Origin of the sequence: Lysobacter sp. TAB13 (genome assembly GCF_052113885.1) — a bacterium.
In the GTDB taxonomy this organism is placed as follows: domain Bacteria; phylum Pseudomonadota; class Gammaproteobacteria; order Xanthomonadales; family Xanthomonadaceae; genus Lysobacter; species Lysobacter gummosus.
The window spans coordinates 212362-229507 of the sequence record NZ_JBFRDR010000002.1 but is presented as its reverse complement, the minus strand read 5'-3'; the positions used below and the strand labels follow the sequence as shown (position 1 = coordinate 229507).

The 17146-nt window shown below is 64.4% G+C and carries 12 protein-coding genes; 8 read left to right on the top strand and 4 right to left on the bottom strand.

Annotation, left to right across the window (positions count from 1 at the left end; genetic code table 11):
• Positions 1-26: 26 nt before the first annotated feature.
• The 5 genes from AB4Y92_RS03765 to AB4Y92_RS03745 all read left to right on the top strand — a co-directional run bounded on the left by AB4Y92_RS03765 (position 27) and on the right by AB4Y92_RS03745 (position 7398).
• Positions 27-3428, top strand: a complete 3402-nt coding sequence (locus AB4Y92_RS03765) for a TonB-dependent receptor domain-containing protein (RefSeq protein WP_441818435.1) — start codon at positions 27-29, stop codon at positions 3426-3428.
• 178 nt (positions 3429-3606) lie between these two features.
• Complete coding sequence (locus AB4Y92_RS03760; RefSeq protein ID WP_441818434.1) at positions 3607-4191, top strand: hypothetical protein; 585 nt, start codon at positions 3607-3609, stop codon at positions 4189-4191.
• Positions 4192-4429: 238 nt separating this feature from the next.
• The gene (locus tag AB4Y92_RS03755; protein WP_441818433.1) at positions 4430-5344 is read left to right on the top strand and encodes a hypothetical protein; all 915 of its coding nucleotides are present in this window, start codon (positions 4430-4432) and stop codon (positions 5342-5344) included.
• Positions 5345-5412: 68 nt separating this feature from the next.
• On the top strand, positions 5413-6396 hold the full coding sequence (locus AB4Y92_RS03750; protein WP_441818432.1) for a hypothetical protein: 984 nt from the start codon (positions 5413-5415) through the stop codon (positions 6394-6396).
• A gap of 36 nt (positions 6397-6432) precedes the next feature.
• Complete coding sequence (locus tag AB4Y92_RS03745) at positions 6433-7398, top strand: hypothetical protein (RefSeq protein ID WP_441818431.1); 966 nt, start codon at positions 6433-6435, stop codon at positions 7396-7398.
• A gap of 75 nt (positions 7399-7473) precedes the next feature.
• Here AB4Y92_RS03745 and AB4Y92_RS03740 read toward each other — a convergent pair whose 3' ends face one another.
• Positions 7474-7878 (bottom strand): hypothetical protein, encoded by a 405-nt coding sequence (locus AB4Y92_RS03740; RefSeq protein ID WP_441818430.1) that lies wholly within the window; start codon positions 7876-7878, stop codon positions 7474-7476.
• 228 nt (positions 7879-8106) lie between these two features.
• Positions 8107-10308, bottom strand: coding sequence for a carbohydrate-binding protein (locus tag AB4Y92_RS03735; protein ID WP_441818429.1), 2202 nt, complete (start codon positions 10306-10308; stop codon positions 8107-8109).
• A gap of 328 nt (positions 10309-10636) precedes the next feature.
• Here AB4Y92_RS03735 and AB4Y92_RS03730 point away from each other — a divergent pair, with 328 nt between their 5' ends.
• Positions 10637-11068: a hypothetical protein gene (locus AB4Y92_RS03730; RefSeq protein WP_441818428.1), complete on the top strand. Its 432-nt coding sequence runs from the start codon at positions 10637-10639 to the stop codon at positions 11066-11068.
• A 592-nt stretch (positions 11069-11660) separates the two neighbouring features.
• Positions 11661-12074 carry a hypothetical protein gene (locus AB4Y92_RS03725; RefSeq protein ID WP_441818427.1) on the top strand — a complete coding sequence of 138 codons (414 nt, stop codon included), beginning with the start codon at positions 11661-11663 and terminating at the stop codon, positions 12072-12074.
• Between the two features lie 69 nt (positions 12075-12143).
• On the opposite strand, the gene AB4Y92_RS03720 is transcribed toward AB4Y92_RS03725, so the two are convergent.
• Entirely contained in the window at positions 12144-12824 is a 681-nt protein-coding gene (locus tag AB4Y92_RS03720; protein WP_441818426.1) for a hypothetical protein, read from the bottom strand.
• A 230-nt stretch (positions 12825-13054) separates the two neighbouring features.
• On the opposite strand from AB4Y92_RS03720, the gene AB4Y92_RS03715 reads away from it, so the two are divergent.
• A complete protein-coding gene (locus AB4Y92_RS03715) occupies positions 13055-13831 on the top strand; it encodes a trans-aconitate 2-methyltransferase (RefSeq protein WP_441818425.1) in 777 nt (258 codons plus the stop codon).
• A 98-nt stretch (positions 13832-13929) separates the two neighbouring features.
• Here AB4Y92_RS03715 and AB4Y92_RS03710 read toward each other — a convergent pair whose 3' ends face one another.
• Entirely contained in the window at positions 13930-16995 is a 3066-nt protein-coding gene (locus tag AB4Y92_RS03710) for a TonB-dependent receptor domain-containing protein (protein WP_441818424.1), read from the bottom strand.
• Positions 16996-17146 lie beyond the last annotated feature (151 nt).

The following is a 17146-nucleotide window of genomic DNA, read 5'->3' as shown; positions in this document are numbered from 1 at the left end:
CGACCCGCAACCCGAGGGGAGAGCGAATGCAATTGCAAGACACCCGACGTCCGTGGAAGCGTGCCCTCAGGCCGTGCGTGCTGTTCTTGGCGCTGCTGCCTTGCTTGAGCGCCTATGCCGAAGGCAGCGCCGCCACGGCCAAGTTCGATATTCCGCAGCAGAAGCTCGACACCGCGCTGTCGGAGTACGCGCGCCAGAGCGGCACCCAGTTGCTGTACTCGCCCGAGCTCGCCGCCGGCAAGACCGGGCATGCGGTACGCGGCGAAAAGAGCGTGCATGAGGCGCTCGACGAATTGCTCGCCGGAACCGGCCTGGACTACGCCACCAGCGCTTCGGGCGCGATCCTGATCAGCGACACCGCCAGCGGCGCCGGCGCGGCCGGGAAGTCGATGCCCGGGGAGAAGCAGGGAAACGTCCAAGAGGTCGCCGAAACGCAGCCGACGGCGCCCTCCCAAGAACCCCAGGCAGAACAAACGGCGCCCGAAACGACGACAAACCCCGCTAAGCGCACCAGCGCGACCACCCTGGACACCATCGTGGTCACCGCGCAGAAGAAGGTCGAGAACATCCAGAAGGTGCCGATCGCGATCAGCGCCTTCGGCGGCAAGGATCTGGGCGACCGCCGCATCGAGACCGGCGGCGATCTGGTCACGGCCACGCCCAACGTCACCTTCTCCAAGACCAATTTCGCCAGCTACAACTTCCAGATCCGCGGTATCGGCACCCAGGCGCTGTCGGTGACCACCGACCCGGCCGTGGCGGTGAGCTTCAACAGCACGCCGATGATCCGCAACCGCCTGTTCGAACAGGAATACCTGGACGTGGAACGCGTCGAGGTGTTGCGCGGACCGCAGGGCACGCTGTACGGGCGCAACGCGACCGCCGGCGTGGTCAACATGATTCCCAACCTGGCCAACCCGGACGGGTTCGAGGCCAACGTCAAGGGCGAGATCGGCAACTACAACACCCGCCGCGTCAACGGCATGCTCAACGTGCCGCTCAGCGATACCTTCGCCTTCCGCGTCGCTACCCAGTACACCAAGCGCGACGGTTACGACGAAAACACGGTGACCAATCGCAACGTCAACGATCGCGACCTGCTGTCGGTGCGCACCTCTTTCGCCTTCAAGCCCAGCGACAAGTTCAACGCCAGCCTGGTCTGGGAGCATTTCCAGGAAGACGACCGCCGCGCCCGCACCGGCAAGCAGCTGTGCCATAACGATCCGGGTCCGGCCAAGATCGGCGCGACCACGGTGTCGGCGATCGACCGCAACTACATGAGCCAGGGCTGCACGGACGGCTCGCTGTACAACAACGGTGCGTTCGGCGTTCCCAACGGCGCGAGTATTCCGTTCGTGCTGGGCGCGCAGAGCACCGCCATCGGCTATCTGCTGGACCCGGACGGCAACTTCCTCGATGTCGCCTCGATGATTCCGCGCGGGCTCGATCCCTATGCCGGCGTGACGCAGTCGCACGACATGCGCAAGATCGCCACCACCTACGATCCGAAGTTCGAAGCCAAGAACGACATCTTCCAGCTCAACCTCGACGCCAATCTGACCGACCATCTCAGCCTGGTCTCGCAGACGTTGTACACGCGGGATCAGTACTACTCGACGCAAGATTACGGCCGTTTCCAGTCCCAGCCGATCTTCACCAACACTTCCAACGGCGTGTCGGCGTTCGGCCCGAACGGTCCCGAACCGGCCTACAACGCATTTCCCGACGGCAAGTATTGCGATCCGCAACTGGGTTGTTCCGACCGCTTGCTGATCGCCGACCTGGTCGATTCCGACAGCAGGCAGTGGTCGCAGGAGTTCCGGCTGCAGTCCTCGTTCGACGGCGCGTTCAACTTCAACGTCGGCGCCAACTACCTGGAGTACAAGGTAGACGAAAGCTACTACGTCTTCAGCAACGTGTTCACCTCGCTGGCCGACCTGTTCTTCAACGGCAACGGCGCGGGCACCGCGCCGGGCAAGTGCCCGGCCGGCGTGGCGACGCGGCTCGACCCGAACACCGGCCAGATCATTCCCTGCGTCTACATCGACCCTAATCCGCTGGGCGCGATCGACGGCCAGGGGCACAACTACTTTCGCAGCCGCAATCTGGCTGAAACCCGCTCCACCGCGATCTTCGGCGAAGGCTACTGGAAGCTCAACGACACCCTGCGCCTGACCGTCGGCCTGCGCTATACCAGCGACCGCAAGACCACCACGCCATTCCCGACCCAAACCTTGTTGTCGGATTCCACCGGTACCGCCGGCGTCCCGCAGTTGTTCGGCGGCTACGTGGGCTACGGCTATCCTTCGCTGCCCAAGATCCGTCAGAAGTGGAACAAGCCCACCGGCCGGCTGGTGCTGGATTGGTCGCCGGACCTGTCGTTCACCGACAGCACAATGATCTATGCCTCGGCCTCGCGCGGCTACAAGGCCGGCGGTACCAATTCGCCGGGCATCGGCGCCAATCCGCTGGCGCTGAGCTTCGAGCAGCGCGATCCCGAGTTCAAGCCCGAGTTCGTCAACGCCTTTGAAGTCGGCATGAAGAACGTCATGGCCGGCGGCCGGTTCATCCTCAACGGCACCTTGTTCTACAACGATTACAAGGACTATCAGGTCTCGCAGATCCAAGACCGCGCCACCCTCAACGAGAACTTCGACGCCAAGACCTGGGGCGCCGAGCTCGAAGCGGTGTGGAAGCCGAACGACGCCTTCCAGCTCAGCGGCAACGTGGGTCTGCTGCGCACGCGCATCGGCTCCAACCAGTACTCCATCGACGTGATGGATCGCACCGCCGGCAACTCCGACTGGGTGGTGGTCAAGCCCTGGCTGCAGCTGGCATCCAACTGCGTCGCGCCCAAGGAGTATGTCGAAGCGGTGCTGGCGGCGACCTATCCGCTGGACCCGCCGTTCAACAACGCCGCCAATATCCTCAACAGCTTCTGCTCGACCAATTTGCCGCTGAACGGGAAAGGATTCTCGTCCGGCGGACCCTACGACGGCCTGTACGGCTTCACCTACGATCCGGCCAAGGACGCGCCCAACGGCGGCGCCGGTTTCGCGAAGAACGTCGGCGGCAACGAGTTGCCCAACGCGCCGCACATCACCGTCAGCCTGAGTCCGCAATACACCTTCATGACTTCACGCGGCGATCTGATCCTGCGCGCCGACTTGTATTACCAGGGTCCGAGCTGGGCGCGCATCTATCAGGACAAGATCGATCGCCTGCACGACTGGGGCAACGTGAACCTGTCGCTGACCTGGCAGAAGATCGAAAGCGATCTGGCCGTGCAGCTGTACGTCAAGAACGCGTTGGGCGGCAAGGCGATCACCGGCACTTTCGTCAACAGCGACGACACCGGCCTGAGCAGCAACGTCTTCCTGCAAGACCCTCGCATCATCGGCTTGTCGGTGCGTAAGGGCTTTTTCTGAGTTGAGTGTCGTCGCCCCTCGCCTTCGGCGAACGGGCGGCGACGAGCAGACGCCTGACGGCTACGGACCGCTCACCGTAGCCGTCAGGCAGCGCAGCCACGGCGCCCGCTTCATCCGTGACAGCCCGTTAGGACACGCTCGTGTCCGTATACCTCGACGCATCACAGGAGAAAACGTAATGTCCAAGCTCAAGAATTCCCTTCTCGCCCTGGCGACCGCTGCGGCCGTCTTTGGCGCGAGCTCGGCCTCTGCTGCCTCGTTCGAACTCTGGAACGGCAGTGGCTGGGCCAACAACGGCACGCTCACCTTCTTCGGCCCGACCACCGCGAGCTACGTCGGCGTCGGTGTACCTTGCAACGCCAGCTTCACCGTCACCTTGACCGGCGGCAACGCCACGGTCACCGCGGCGAGCTTCAGCGGCTCTTCGGCCTGCAACGGCATCACTGCCTACAACCTGCCGTGGACGATGACTCCCAGCGCGTATACCGGCGCGAACCCGCCGTTCACCGGCTCGCCGACCCTGACGCCGACGCTGTGGGGCGTGGCCATCAGTGGCGTGCGGATCTACATTCCCTCGCCGTTGAACGTCTATTGCCCCAGCCAGACCGGCTCGGGCAGCATCAACGGCGTGCTGGATTCCACCTCCACTGCCACCAAGAACAATCAGTTCGTATTCAAGGGCGCGCTGGGCGCTTGCTCGGTGCAGACCCAGAACAACGGCGCGCTGAGCGCCAGTACACTGGTACGCGTGGTGGGTCTGTAACCACCCGACGACGTCCGGCACCGGCCGGCGATCCGCGGCGCTTCATGCGTGGCGCGCGGATCGCGGTCTCGCGTACCCCTCCGGACACGTCGATGAGCCGAGAAGGATTTCGGCACAGGGGAGGAGATTTTCCTCCCCTTTTTGTCCCCATCAGCGCAGCGCGGCCGTCGCGGCCGCGAGCAGGCCCGGCCGCGTGGAACACGCGCCGGCCGCACTCAACTTTCAGGAGAATCCGAGAATGCGCAAGACTCCGCTTTGCACTGCCGCGGCGGCGGCATTGCTGACGCTCGCGAGCGCGTCGGTGGCCAACGCCGGTACGCCGTCGGGCCCGTATGCGATGTTCAAATACTGCCCGTACACCGATCCGGCGGTAGGCAGCTGCGTCATCAACACCACCAATTCCGGTTCGCTCACCATCGGCAGCACCACCATGCCGATCGACAAGCCGATCGTGCTGCAGGGCGGTATCGAGACCATCGGCGCCTCGCCGCTGTACGACGCGGTCGGCGCGCCGACCTTGAAGTCGCCCGCGGCCAAGGTGCCCGGCGGCCTGCTCGGCATCGTCAACCCGGCGCCGAACTGGCCGGGCCCGTTGTGGACCGCGTTCTGGGCATTGGTGGCTACCGTCAACGACGTCAACGCCACCATCGAGCCGGTGCAGCAGATCCAGACCAACTTCGGCAATGCGCTGTTCCCGCCCAGCGATGGCAGCGACCCGACCGTGGCCCGGCTGGCGGTGCGCGTGCACCTGCAGAATCCGTTCCTCGGCGACAAGTGCTACATCGGATCGGCGCAGACCCCGGTCGTGCTCAAGCTGCAGACCGGCACCACCGCGCCGCCGCTGCCGAACCTGCCGATCTCGGGCAATCCGGGCACGGCGACCACGGTCTGGACCGACGAGCCGAACTTCATCGGCTACCTGCAGATCGACGGCACCACCCTGGTCGATAACTCCTTCGCTGTACCGGCGGCGAGCGGTTGCGGCAATATCGCGCTGGGCCTGCCGATCCTCACCCCGATCCTGGATGCCCTGGTATCGGGCGCGGTGAATCTGAAAGTAGGCCTGCCGGCCGTCGCGGGCAAGAACACCGCGATCATGACCGGCAATGCGTCGATCGCGGCATCGGCTTACGTTCTCGATAGCGAAAGGTAATCGTTGGTCAGGATGCATCGATCAGGCCATCACCGGCAGGCGAAGCGGTTCGCACGAACCGCTTCGCCGTGGCCCGCCTGATGCGCGGCCGCGCGCTGGCGACGATCGCCGCCGCGCTGGTCGTCGCGGCCGGCGTGTACGGCTTCGGCCTGATCCAGGGCCGCTCGCCGGGTGCGCCCGCTGCGGCCTCGCCCAGCGCGAGTCCGGCGGCGAACCAAGCCGCCACGGTACCCGGTAAAGCGGCGCGCAAAGCCGCCGCGGATGCCGCCGCCAACTCGCCCAAGCTGACCGTCTCGCTGAAATCCGCCTTCGCCGATCTGCGGAGCCGTGCCGCCGCCGGCGACATCGCCGCGGCGACCCGCCTGTATCGCGACCTCAGTCTGTGCCGGCGCTTCGAACGCCTGGATCGCGACAACGCCCAACTCTCCGATGAGCTGCTGGGGCAAACGGTGGCCTCGATGAGCTCGCAACAATTGAAGAACTACCGCGCCCAGCTCGATGCCATCGAATCGCGCAAGCAGGCGCTGGATGGCATGCGCGCGCTGTGCGATGGCGCCGATCAGGAAATGCTCGACCAGCTGCTGCCCAACCTGCAGCGCGCCGCGCTGGCGGGCGAGCCGTATGCGCGCGCTTGCTATCTCGAGCGCGGGCCGAATTACGATCCGGGCAGCCTGCTCGATCATCCCGAGCGTCTGGGATCGTATCGTCGCGATGTCCAGGCGATGATCCAGGCCGGCGTCGAGGACGGCGACTGGCGGGTGATCAGCGCGCTGCGCAACGCGTATCAACCTGGCGCGTCCACCCTGCTCTCCGCTGCGGTTGGAACCGATGCCTACTCGCGTTACCGTTACCTGAAGCTGTTCCGCCTCGGGACGCCGTCGGACCATGACGAGATCGATCGCGACATCCAGGCGGCGGCGAGCCGGCTCAGTGCGGCGCAGGTCGCGCAAGCCGATGCCTGGGCGGCGCGAACTTTCGATCACGATTTTCAGGGCAAGCCGATCGATGCGGACGGGCCGTTATGGGACCCCTGCGTTTTTCCCTACGAATGAACAGGCCGGCGACGGCCGATGGCGAAGCGCGACGATATGCAGACCAAACGCTCACTGTTGATCGCTGTCGCCGTGCTGGCCGCGGTGGTCGGCGCCTACTTTCTCGGACGCGCGGATACTCCGCAGCCGCGCGCCGCGATGCATGTGAATGTCGCCGATGCCGCGGCGGCACAGGGCACGGATGACGAGGCCGCCCTCGGATCGAGCCCCCTAGCCTCCAAGCGCGGCCTGCTGCCGCCGCCCAACACGCCGCTGAAGAACAGCTTCGCCGAACTGCGCGCGCGCGCCGCCGGCGGCGATGCCGACGCGGCCAAGCGCCTGCTGCGCGACCTCGACCGCTGCAGCCGCCTGCGCAGCTCGCAATGGAAGAGCGATGGCGCGACCAACGATCTCACCCGCAAATCCACCGACGGCATGAGCGCGGCGCAGCTACGCACCTACCAATTGCAGCTCGACGCGATGGAGCTGCGCCAGCAGGGCGTGCGCAAGAACCAGGAGCTGTGCGCCGGCGTCAGCGACAAGATGCTCGACGCGCTGGTGCCGAGCATCGCCCAGGCCGCGCGCCTGGGCGACGAGCAGGCGCGCGCGTGCTATCTCGATCGCGGCCCGCTTTACGATGCGCGCAGCCTGATCAAGCATCCCGAATCCTTGCGCAACTACGGCAATGCCGCCTCGGCCTTGATCGACAGCGGCCTGGCCGCCGGCGACTGGCGCGTGGTCGATCTGCTGCAGCAAGCCTACGAGCCGGGCGCGCAGAGTCTGCTCGCCGGCCTGATCGGCGCCGATCCGGTGCAGCACTATCGCTACCTCAAACTGTATCGCCTCGGCGCGGAATCGCATCGCGTCGCTCAACTCGACCGGCAACTCGAGGCGATCGCATCGAACCTCAGCCCGGGGCAGCTGGTCGAAGCCAACGAGTGGGCGCAGACCACGCTGCGCCAGAATTTCAAGGACAGCTCGACCCAGACCACGCCGCTGGGTTGGGATTCCTGCGAGTTCTGAGCGCGCGCGGGTCGCGGCCCGCATGCGCCGGAACCGGCGATGCCGTCGTGATCCGACGACATCGCCGCGCGGCGGTCAGGGTTGCTTGACCGCGTTCGAAGAACCGTTGCTGACATACAGGCTGGTGCAATTGCCCGAGCCGTCGAAGCTGAAATCCACGTAGGAATCGGCGCTGACCGATTGCGCGACCGCGACCAGCGCCGCGTTGTAGGTCGTGCATTGGACATAGGTGCCGGCGGCGTTGCGCGCTTCGCACGCGGCCACCACCGTCGTCCCGGTCGCGCTGCTCGCGCAACCGATGGTCTGGTTGACGCCGGCGCTGGCGCGCGCGCTGGCCAGCATGCCGAACGCACGGACCGCCTGGCCCTGAGGATTGGTGGAAATGCTGACGGGCACGTTGCTCTTCTCGCCCGCCTGAGCCAGCCCCGTCGCCGCGATCATCGCCGCCGCGGCGACCATTGCCATTGCCAGTGACTTCATTGTGTTTCCTCCTTGAAGGCCTTCCACCATGGAAGGCGCGCGCGCAATGAAGCACGCGCCCAAGGCCGAAACCATCACGCGTTGACGCACATGTGAGAGCGATTGCGGCAATGCCGCGTGCGTCTCGCAAGCGGCGTGCAAACCGTCGCAAGACGCCGGATGGCCGGCACCTCACACGTCATTACGCGATGCGCGCGGGACGGACCCGCGCGCATCGCGACCCCAACGCTATTTCACCAGTCGCACCGTGGTATTGGCCGAGTTGGCGCTGTCGCCGTATTGGTTGATCACATGAGTGATCTCGCCATAGCCGCCGCCCAGCGACACCGTGGTCATGTTGTGGAACATCGCGCCGTTCAAGCCCGCGGCCGGCGCTTCGATCGCGCTGAACAACTTGACGCTGCGGTTGACGTTGAAGAAGCAGTAGATGCCCACGCCCCAGGCGTCGTGGCTGGTCACCGAGTCGGCGACCTTATACGAAGCGAAACCGTTGACGCCGTTGTTCATCCAGCTGCCCTGGTTCGGCACGTCATAGGGAATCTCGCTCTGATAGAAATACACCCGGCCGTTGTTGCCGTTCCAGAGGGTCTGGTACTGGTGGAAATGCTCGACGAACAAACCATAGGCCGAGACGTTGTTGCCGTTGACGATCAGGCCGTTGACCGTGGTGTTGAGATCCCAGCCCCAGCCGGTGCCGTGATCGGCGCGCCACAGCCACAGATGGTCGGCGATCACGTCGTGGCTGTTGATCTTCAGGCTCACCGAGGCGCGGCCGACCGCGGCCCCGCCGATGCGGAAGAACACATCGTGCAACGAAGTCGGATTGGCGGCGTGGCCGGCGGAACTGCCGTTCGGGCCGACTTCCAGCAACACTTGCGAATTGGTCACACCGGCGTCGAACAATATGCCCGCGATCTTGACGCCATCGACATCGGCCACATTCATCGCGTTGACGCCGTTATCCGCGACCAGCGTCGCCAGGCCCAGACCGAGCACCACGGTGTTGGCGCGGGTGACGCGCAAGGTGTCGTTCAAGCGATAGATGCCAGGCGTGAGCAACAGATTCTTGCCCTGGTTCAACGCCGCGTTGAGCGTATTCGCATTATCGATGCCGGCCTTGCCGATATGGAACGACTCGATCGGAATCGATTGGCCGGCCGCCGCGCCGTTGCCCCAGGTCGTTCCGCTGCTGTTGCTGCGCAGGGCGGGGACGAACACGCTGTAGCGATTGGACGCGTCCACGGTCAGGAACGGCTTCTCGCGCACCACCGGCACGGTCGCGCGCACGGTGTTGGGCGGGTTCGGCCACGATGCGCCGTTGGGCGCGCCGCCGACCCCGGCGAAGACCATGTTCCAGTTCGAACCGGCCCAGCTGCCCAATTGCGAATTGCGCGTGAACCACTGCTGCTGGCCGCCGGAATTGACCTGGCCGTCGACCCGCGTATCGGCCATGAAACCACCGCTGGACCAACCGTTATCGTCCAGCGCCATGTTGCCGCGCACATGCACGCGTCGGAACGGCGCCGCCTGCGACACCGCCCAGCGATTCACGCCGCCACTGGGATTGATCGCCAGATTCTCCGCCACCCGCCAGAAATTATGCGTGGCATTGCCGTCGAACCAATCGGCCTCGGCATGCACCGCGCCGTTGATGTTGACGTCGTCCGGCGACGCGCCCAGGCCGAGCACCTGCGTGTAGAAACCGACGTTGACGTCGATGTTGTACGTGCCCGGCTTGAACAGGATCGCGTAACGATCCGGTCCGAACTGATTGCGCTCCTGCAGCCGGAAGATATCGTTGGCCGTGGCCTGCATCGTCGATGGCGACAGGCCCGGATCGAAGATCACCACGTTGGGTCCGAAGTCCGGACCGGCACCGGCGCCGCCGATCGAGAACCAATTGAAATTGCCGCTGCTGCCGTTCGCGCCGACACTGTCCATCCGCAGTTGGATCACGTGCGTGCCGGCCGACAGATTGATGCCGGTCGAAAGCGTCCGCCAGTTCTGCCAGCCGCCGGTATCGGGCACGCTCAACGTCGATGTCGCCACCGCGCCATCGACGTTGAAATGGAAACTGCCGCCCGCGCCCTGGCTGGCCACGCGCACTAGCAGCGTGTAGTTGCCCGCCTGCGCGACGTTGACGGTGTAGTTGAGCCACTCGCTCGCCACCGTCCAACCGACATTGAAACCGCCGCCGGTATCGCCGCTGGCCTCGATACCGACGCCGTCGCTGCGATACTGGCCGCCCGGATTGGTATTGCCCGGATTGAAGTAACCCACGTTCTGCCCACCCAGGTCGAAATTCTCCGCCTGCACCGTCCCGGGCAACGCCCACGCAGTGCCGCCGTACGGCGACCCCGCCCAGGCACTACCGAAGGGCACGCTGAGCGCGAACGCAAAACCGATCACGAGGCCGAATGCTGTTTTCACGGTGAAATCTCCAGGCAGAGTCGCGGTAACGGACACAGAAGTTGGCCGCCGTTCTACGCAGATCCACCGACCGATCCGCTGCCTACGTTGCGAATTAGCCGAAGGTAGTAGGCCGTGCGCGCGATTGCCGGCCGAAATTGCTGATACAGGTCGCGATTCGCGCGTCGAATCGGAACGGATTTTGTCCCGCGGACATGCGGGGCTGTGCGGTCGCACATTTGGTTACGGATGATTCGATTGGCGGCGGGTGCGGGCAATCGAATGGCGGCGTGGTTCGTCTGCCGCTGTGTATGGACCGATGTTGCGGGCCGCGCGTTCGAGATTCACGATGGCGATCGTGCGTATTCCGGCAGGAGACCTCGAGATGACCGACCACCCATCGATTCCACCCGCGATCCTGACCCGCCTCAACGCCATCTGCCTCGGGTTACCCGAAGCCTACGAAGTACCCGCTTGGACCAGCACTCGATGGATGGTGGGGAAAGGGAACTTCGCCCATGTGGTGGTGATCGCCAAAGACTGGCCGCCGGCTTATACCGAGGCCGCTGGCACTATGGGACCTGTGACTACGCTGACCTTTCGGCCTACCGATTGCACGCTTGGCGGCGCCGAAGTTTTCGAGGCCGTCATTTTACGACTTTATCGTCGGCCCGAATGGGTTCACAACGCGGACCACCTGCACGGCCTCCTCTTCTTCGAAAACACCTGCAACCGACCACGTGCTCTCACGAAGTTCCCAATCGAGCTGGGCTCCGCGTAAACCCCCAAGAAGCTCATCCTTCACGACTATCATTTGTCGCGGCTGCCCGGCGATGCCCCCCTTAATACGATTCGTCGATACTTCAACCCACTCGATATCTAGAAACGGGATCGGTCCACCCGGCCCCTCCAGATAGCCATCCACCGGTATTGTCAGAAGCTGCCCCCAATGCCCCGTTTGTCTCGAAGCACCATCTTTCCAAGCGATGCGAACCCAACAGCGGAGTTGCAGTACCAAGTGGCACAACGGCGACCAATACGAAGATGCGTCTTTCATTTCATATCCTCGATACGGCGATCGGTAGGTCAAGTGCTCGCCATTTGGACCATGGTAATGCGGTAACTCAAACTCATTCTTGTCACTGAAGAAGTGTTCGCTTGGGTGGCGCTCAAATCTCATGATCTCTCCGTTCGAGTCTAGCTCACTGATTAGCTCCCATGGTTGACCCTTTGGCCCAATCAGGTTTGGATTCTTCCCATACATCGTCGCGACCTCAACAATACTCGGGTCAATACCATGACGCGCAAACGCCTCTGGGCATCCGCGCGATCCACGAGATCGCATATCTATCCAATCGATAGGACTACCCGCGATGGTGGACCATCTGCCAGTACCGCTCCCGATCCTGACCCGCCTCAACGCCATCTGTCTCGGGTTACCCGAGGCCTACGAAGAACCCGCCTGGACCGGCACCCGCTGGATGGTGGCGAAGAAGAACTTCGCCCACGTCGTGATGATCGACAACGGTTGGCCGCCGGCGTATGCCGAAGCCGCCGGCACTACGGGCCCGATGGTCGTGCTGACGTTTCGACTGCCGATTGCGCGTTTGGCAGCGCCGAAGTTCTCGAAGCCGCCGTTTTTCAGGCCGGTGTGGTTTGCGAACATCGTCGGCGCGGCGATCGATATGGGCAGCGACTGGGAGGAGATTGCCGATCTGCTGACTGAAAGTTATCGCGTATTGGCGCCGAAGAAGCTTGCCGTTCTGCTGGATCGATTTGGCGACTGAAATTCGACCATGAACGCCACTCATGGCCGTGCGGCCGTGCCCTGTGACACGAGCACTATCCGCCCAGCACTATCTCCACCCCTTCTTAAGCGCAATATTGAGATCCGCTGCCGAAACGACCTCCATGCCCGCCAGCCTGTCCAATACTTGATGAATTATCGATCGGATATTGGGGTCGATACTGCTCATGTACTCAAGCAACGCCGTATCGAATACGGTGTTGGGGTCGGAACCAGTCTCGCCTGTCTGGCGTCGGACCCTGTAAAGAAACTGAGTCCAATGCATGACCTTCTCATCTTCGCTCCATCCAGCATATTCCTGAGGGAACATGAGCTTGTCGAGTGCGTCATCGACTACATCGACGATGGCGCGCATAGTCGGAACGAACACAATCTGTTCACACTCCAAGACTGTCTGCTGACTCTCAGGATCGCAAACCGCATAAGTCTCATAAAGACAATCCGTGCCTTCTTCTAAACGAAAGCCTTTTACGATCGAAAAACCGCGAACCTTGAGAGCTAATTTTTGCGAGGCCGGAAGCATCTTCTCGCGCTCCTCGCGGTCAAGAGACCGCCCCAGCTCTACCGAAAATTCATTTTCCTGCTGTTTTCCAAGGAATCGGTTACGCGTCCATAAGATGTAGTTCCCGGAGTCGGGCAATGCATATGCCTTGATGAAATCGTCGGTTTCAACGATCGCCCTGACCTCGGCGGGCAAGCTGGCAAAGGGAACTCGTTCGCGCATGGCCATCAGCGCTTTTCCTCCAGAATCATGCGTCCGTTACCATCATACCCAGACTCCGAATAATCCGATCTCAGCGGCATGCCGGGTTCGCACTGACGATCTTCCGGTACCGGTAGCCTTGCCAGCTTTCGCAAAGCCTTTGGATTCACCAAGCAAAACGCCGACAACCGCCGCACACGCCATCTCGACCGGCCACTCGTATAGTGCTGTTTTCGCAATCAAGCTGGAGCCGCCGCATGTGGGACCCGGGCAAGTACCTCGACTTCGCCGACCTGCGCGGCCGGCCGTTCTTCGATCTGACCGCGCGCATCGGTATCGAACGTCCGCGGCGCGTGGTCGATCTGGGCTGCGGGCCCGGCAATCTGACGCTCGCGCTGGCGCGGCGCTGGCCCGAGGCGCAGCTGGAAGCCAGCGACAACTCGCCGGAGATGGTCGAGGCCGCGCGCAAGGCCGGGATCGCCGCGGAGTTGATCGACGTGCGCGAGTGGACGCCCAAGGCCGATACCGACGTGGTGATCTCCAACGCGGTGCTGCAATGGGTGCCCGAGCATCGGCAGTTGCTGGAACGCTGGGTGCGCGAGTTGCCGCCGGGCGCGTGGATCGCGATCCAAGTGCCGGGCAATTTCGATGCGCCTTCGCATGTGCTCACACGCGAGCTTGCCGCGAGCGCGGCATGGGCCGAGCGCCTGCGCGAGGTCGGGCTGCGCGAAGACGACGCGGTCGATTCGCCCAAGCAGTACGCCGAACGCCTGGCCGCGCTGGGCTGCATGGTCGATGCCTGGGAAACCAGTTACGTGCAGCGCCTGTCGGGCGATAACGCGGTGCTGGAATGGATCACCGGCACCGCGCTGCGGCCGGTCAAGGCGGCGCTGGATGCGGCCGATTGGCAACGCTTCCGCGCCGAACTGGCGCCGATGCTGGACCGCGCCTATCCGCCGCGCGGCGACGGCACAACGTGGTTCGAATTCCGCCGCATCTTCGTGGTGGCGCGCACGCCGGGCGGCGAGCGCTGATCCGATCGCCGCCGCGCGCGCGGCGACGAGGTCCGTTTTGAACATCACGTTGCCGTAAAAGTCGCGCCGCCGCGTCCCTGCGGCGACACGTCAGGCAATCAAAGCGCGCTGCCGCCGAACTTGTGCGTGTATTGCACGAACACCTGGCGGCCGACGGTGTCGAACCAGGACACGTCGTAATACGGGTAGCTGCTGTAGCTGGCGTCTTTCGGCGGCAGTTTGTCGAACAGGTTGGTCACCGACAGCGCCAGCTGGGCGTGATCGGTGAAGCGGTACTGCAGCGACAGGTTGTAGCGGTAGGTCGCGCCGATCCACGGGCTGCCGCCGTCGGCCGGGTCGTAGCTTTCCTGATAGGAATCGTAGTTGGGCAACTTGCCCAGGCGCTCGCCGTGCAAGGTCGCGGTCCAGCGGTCCTTGTCCCAGCTCACGCTGGCGCTGGCCTTGCTGCGCGGAATGTCGAAGCCGCTGTTGACCGCGAACTGATCCTCGACCCGGTCGCCGGCGTACTGCTGGCTTTCGTGTTCGCGCACCCAGCTGTAGTTGCCGTTGAAGCGGAATGTGCCGATCGAGGTTTCCAGGCGGTAGCGCGCGTTGAAATCCACGCCGTTGGTGCGCTCGCGGGCGATGTTGATCGGATTGACGAAGGCGCTGTAGAGGCTGCCGTCGTCGCTGCGGCCCACGCGCGCCAGCGCGTCGATACAGGTCGGCGAATTCGCGTCCACCGCGCTGCCGTCCGGGCGCTGGCCGAGGCGGCAGCTGGCTTCGTCCTGCAAGATGCCGTCGATGCGCAGGTCCTGCACCTGGTCGCGCAGGTCGATGTTGAAGTAGTCGAGCGAGAAATCCAGATTGGCCAGCGGCGACCAGACCAGGCCCGCGGTCCAGGCGGTGCTGGTTTCCGGATCGAGCTTGCGGTTGCCGCGCCGGGTCACCACCACGTTTTCGTCCGAGAACGAGCAATCGCTCAGATCCGTGCCCGGCTCCTCGCTGCGGCAGCGGTAGTAGTCCACGCCGGAGGATTCCGAATTGCCTTCGCCGGCATACAGGTAATGAAGATCCGGCGCGCGGAACGCGGTGCCGTAGGAGCCGCGCAGCAGCAAGGACTCGACCGGGCGCCATTCCAGGCCGGCGCTGTAGGTGAACTTGTCGATGCTGTGGCCGCTGTAGCGGTATTGGTCGTAACGCCCGGCGAGGCTGAAATTCAGGCTGTCGAGCAAGGGCAGGCGCAATTCGCCGGCCGCCGCCCAGCGATCGCGGCTGCCGTGGCCGTCGGCGTCGCGCCAGCTGTAGTAGTAGTACTGCGTGGCCAGCGGATCGGGCCGCAGGTTGTAGCTCTGGCTGCCCACTTCCAGGGTGCCGGCGAAACCGGCGGCGCCGGCCGGCAGGGTGAACAGCTCGGTGTTGGTAAAAGTCAGCGACAGCGCGTCGGTGCGCGACTTAGGTTGGTAGGTGGTGCGCGCGGCGATCGAGTCGTACTCGGCGCGGGTCAACGGGCGATACAGGCGCTCGGGATCGGCGTTGAAGATCGGCAAGCCGTCGTCATCGGTGCCCAGTTGCGGCCCCAGAAACAGATCGTTGGCCTTGGACGCGACGATCTGCGGCCAGCTGATGGTGGACTGGTACTGCGAATGGCTCAGCGCGGTTTCCCAATCCCAGTGCTCGCCCCAGCGGCCCTTGAAGCCGGTGGTCAGGCTGAAGGTCTTCTGCCGGTTGCGGATGGTGCCGGCGCTCAGGCCGCCCATTTCCTCCGGGGAAAACTGGCGCTGCCAGTATTCGACCTGATCGGTAGCCTGGTTGAAGAAATAGCCTTGTTCGTTGCCGTCGGGCGCCTGGTAGCTCCAGTTGCTGACGTCGCGGAACATCGACAGCTTGTGATAGCCCAGCTGCAGATCGGCGAACCACTCGGTGTCGTTGTCGAAGCGATAGCTCAGCGATGCGTAGGCGTTCACGCCTTCGCGCTCGCTGATCATGGTGCCGTAGCCGATCGCCGCTTCGCTGCCGCAATAGAAACCGTCCTCGCCGCCTACGCCCCAGCCCGGGCGCGAAGCGCGATGGGTGCTGCCGCCGTTGAGCCGCGCCAGCCCATCGCAGGCGGCGCCGGGATCGAGGTATTCGTCGTCCCAGTTGGTGCGCAGGAACGCGCGCCGCGCCGCACGTGCGGAATCAGTGGGCGCATCGCGGGTCGAGTCCTGGCGCGCGCGCTCGTAGGCCCATAGCGGATTCTGCGATTGCAGCTCGAAACCGTAGATCGCACTGAAACGGTCGTTGCTGTAGCCGCTGGACACGCTGAGGTTGAACGACTCGCCGCCGCCGCGGGTGGTGTCGCCCATGCGCATATCCACCGTGGTGCCGTCGGCCTGCTTCTTGAGGATGAAGTTGACCACGCCGGAGATCGCGTCGGAGCCATAGATCGCCGACGCGCTGCCGGTCAGGATCTCGATCCGATCGACCATGCCCAGCGGGATATTGGAGATGTCGGTGAAATTGCTGCGGCCCTTGAACGGCATCGGAAAGTCGGCGATGCGGCGGCCGTTGACCAGCACCAGGGTGTGGTTGGGCCCCAGTCCGCGCAGATCGACCTGCTGCGCGCCGGGCGAGAAGTCGGCGCCGCTGGCCGACTGCTGGCTCTGGGTCTCGCCGCCGTTCTGGGTCATCGCGCGCAGCACGTCGGGCACGGTGGTGAAACCGTTGGCCTTGATCTCCTGCGCGGTCATCACCGTGACCGGCGCCGGGCCTTCGATCTGCGCGCGCGGAATGCGCGAGCCGGTGACCTGGATGCTTTCCAGCTCGGTCATCACCGGCATGTCCGCGGCCGCGCCGTCGGGCGTGCGCGGCGTGTTGCGCGGTCGCGACGGCGGCGCGGCGGGAGCGGCGCTCTTGACGATCACCATCGCCCCGGACGCATCGCGGCGCGCGGCGTAGCCGCTGCCGCGCAGCAGACGGTCGAGCGCGTCGGCCGGTGCCATGCTGCCGTGCACGCCTTGGGTGCGCAGGCCCTTGAGCTGATCGGCCGAGTAGACGAACTGCACGCCCGATTGCCGCGCCAGCGCATCCAGCGCGGTCACCAGATCGCCGGCGGGAATGTTCACCGCCGCGCCTTGCGCCTGCGCGGACAGGGCGGCGCTACACGCCAAACTCAACAGCAGCACACGAAGACGACCCACCATCGGCTTTCCCCTCCCCAGTCGGCGCTGACCGCGCCTTTGTTATCAGACGAACGAACTCGGCAAATCCCGCACGCGCGCCGGGCAAAGCCGCCGCGCGCGCGGCGCGTAGTGTGCCCATCGGGATGCGCGCGCGACAGCGCGCACGGGCGCG

Coding starts and splice junctions, on each gene's coding strand:
- AB4Y92_RS03765 (WP_441818435.1), top strand. CDS start 27: ATGCAATTGCAAGACACCCGACGTCCGTGGAAGCGTGCCCTCAGGCCG.
- AB4Y92_RS03715 (WP_441818425.1), top strand. CDS start 13,055: ATGTGGGACCCGGGCAAGTACCTCGACTTCGCCGACCTGCGCGGCCGG.
- AB4Y92_RS03740 (WP_441818430.1), bottom strand. CDS start 7,878: ATGAAGTCACTGGCAATGGCAATGGTCGCCGCGGCGGCGATGATCGCG.
- AB4Y92_RS03730 (WP_441818428.1), top strand. CDS start 10,637: ATGGCGATCGTGCGTATTCCGGCAGGAGACCTCGAGATGACCGACCAC.
- AB4Y92_RS03725 (WP_441818427.1), top strand. CDS start 11,661: ATGGTGGACCATCTGCCAGTACCGCTCCCGATCCTGACCCGCCTCAAC.
- AB4Y92_RS03710 (WP_441818424.1), bottom strand. CDS start 16,995: ATGGTGGGTCGTCTTCGTGTGCTGCTGTTGAGTTTGGCGTGTAGCGCC.
- AB4Y92_RS03755 (WP_441818433.1), top strand. CDS start 4,430: ATGCGCAAGACTCCGCTTTGCACTGCCGCGGCGGCGGCATTGCTGACG.
- AB4Y92_RS03720 (WP_441818426.1), bottom strand. CDS start 12,824: ATGGCCATGCGCGAACGAGTTCCCTTTGCCAGCTTGCCCGCCGAGGTC.
- AB4Y92_RS03760 (WP_441818434.1), top strand. CDS start 3,607: ATGTCCAAGCTCAAGAATTCCCTTCTCGCCCTGGCGACCGCTGCGGCC.
- AB4Y92_RS03745 (WP_441818431.1), top strand. CDS start 6,433: ATGCAGACCAAACGCTCACTGTTGATCGCTGTCGCCGTGCTGGCCGCG.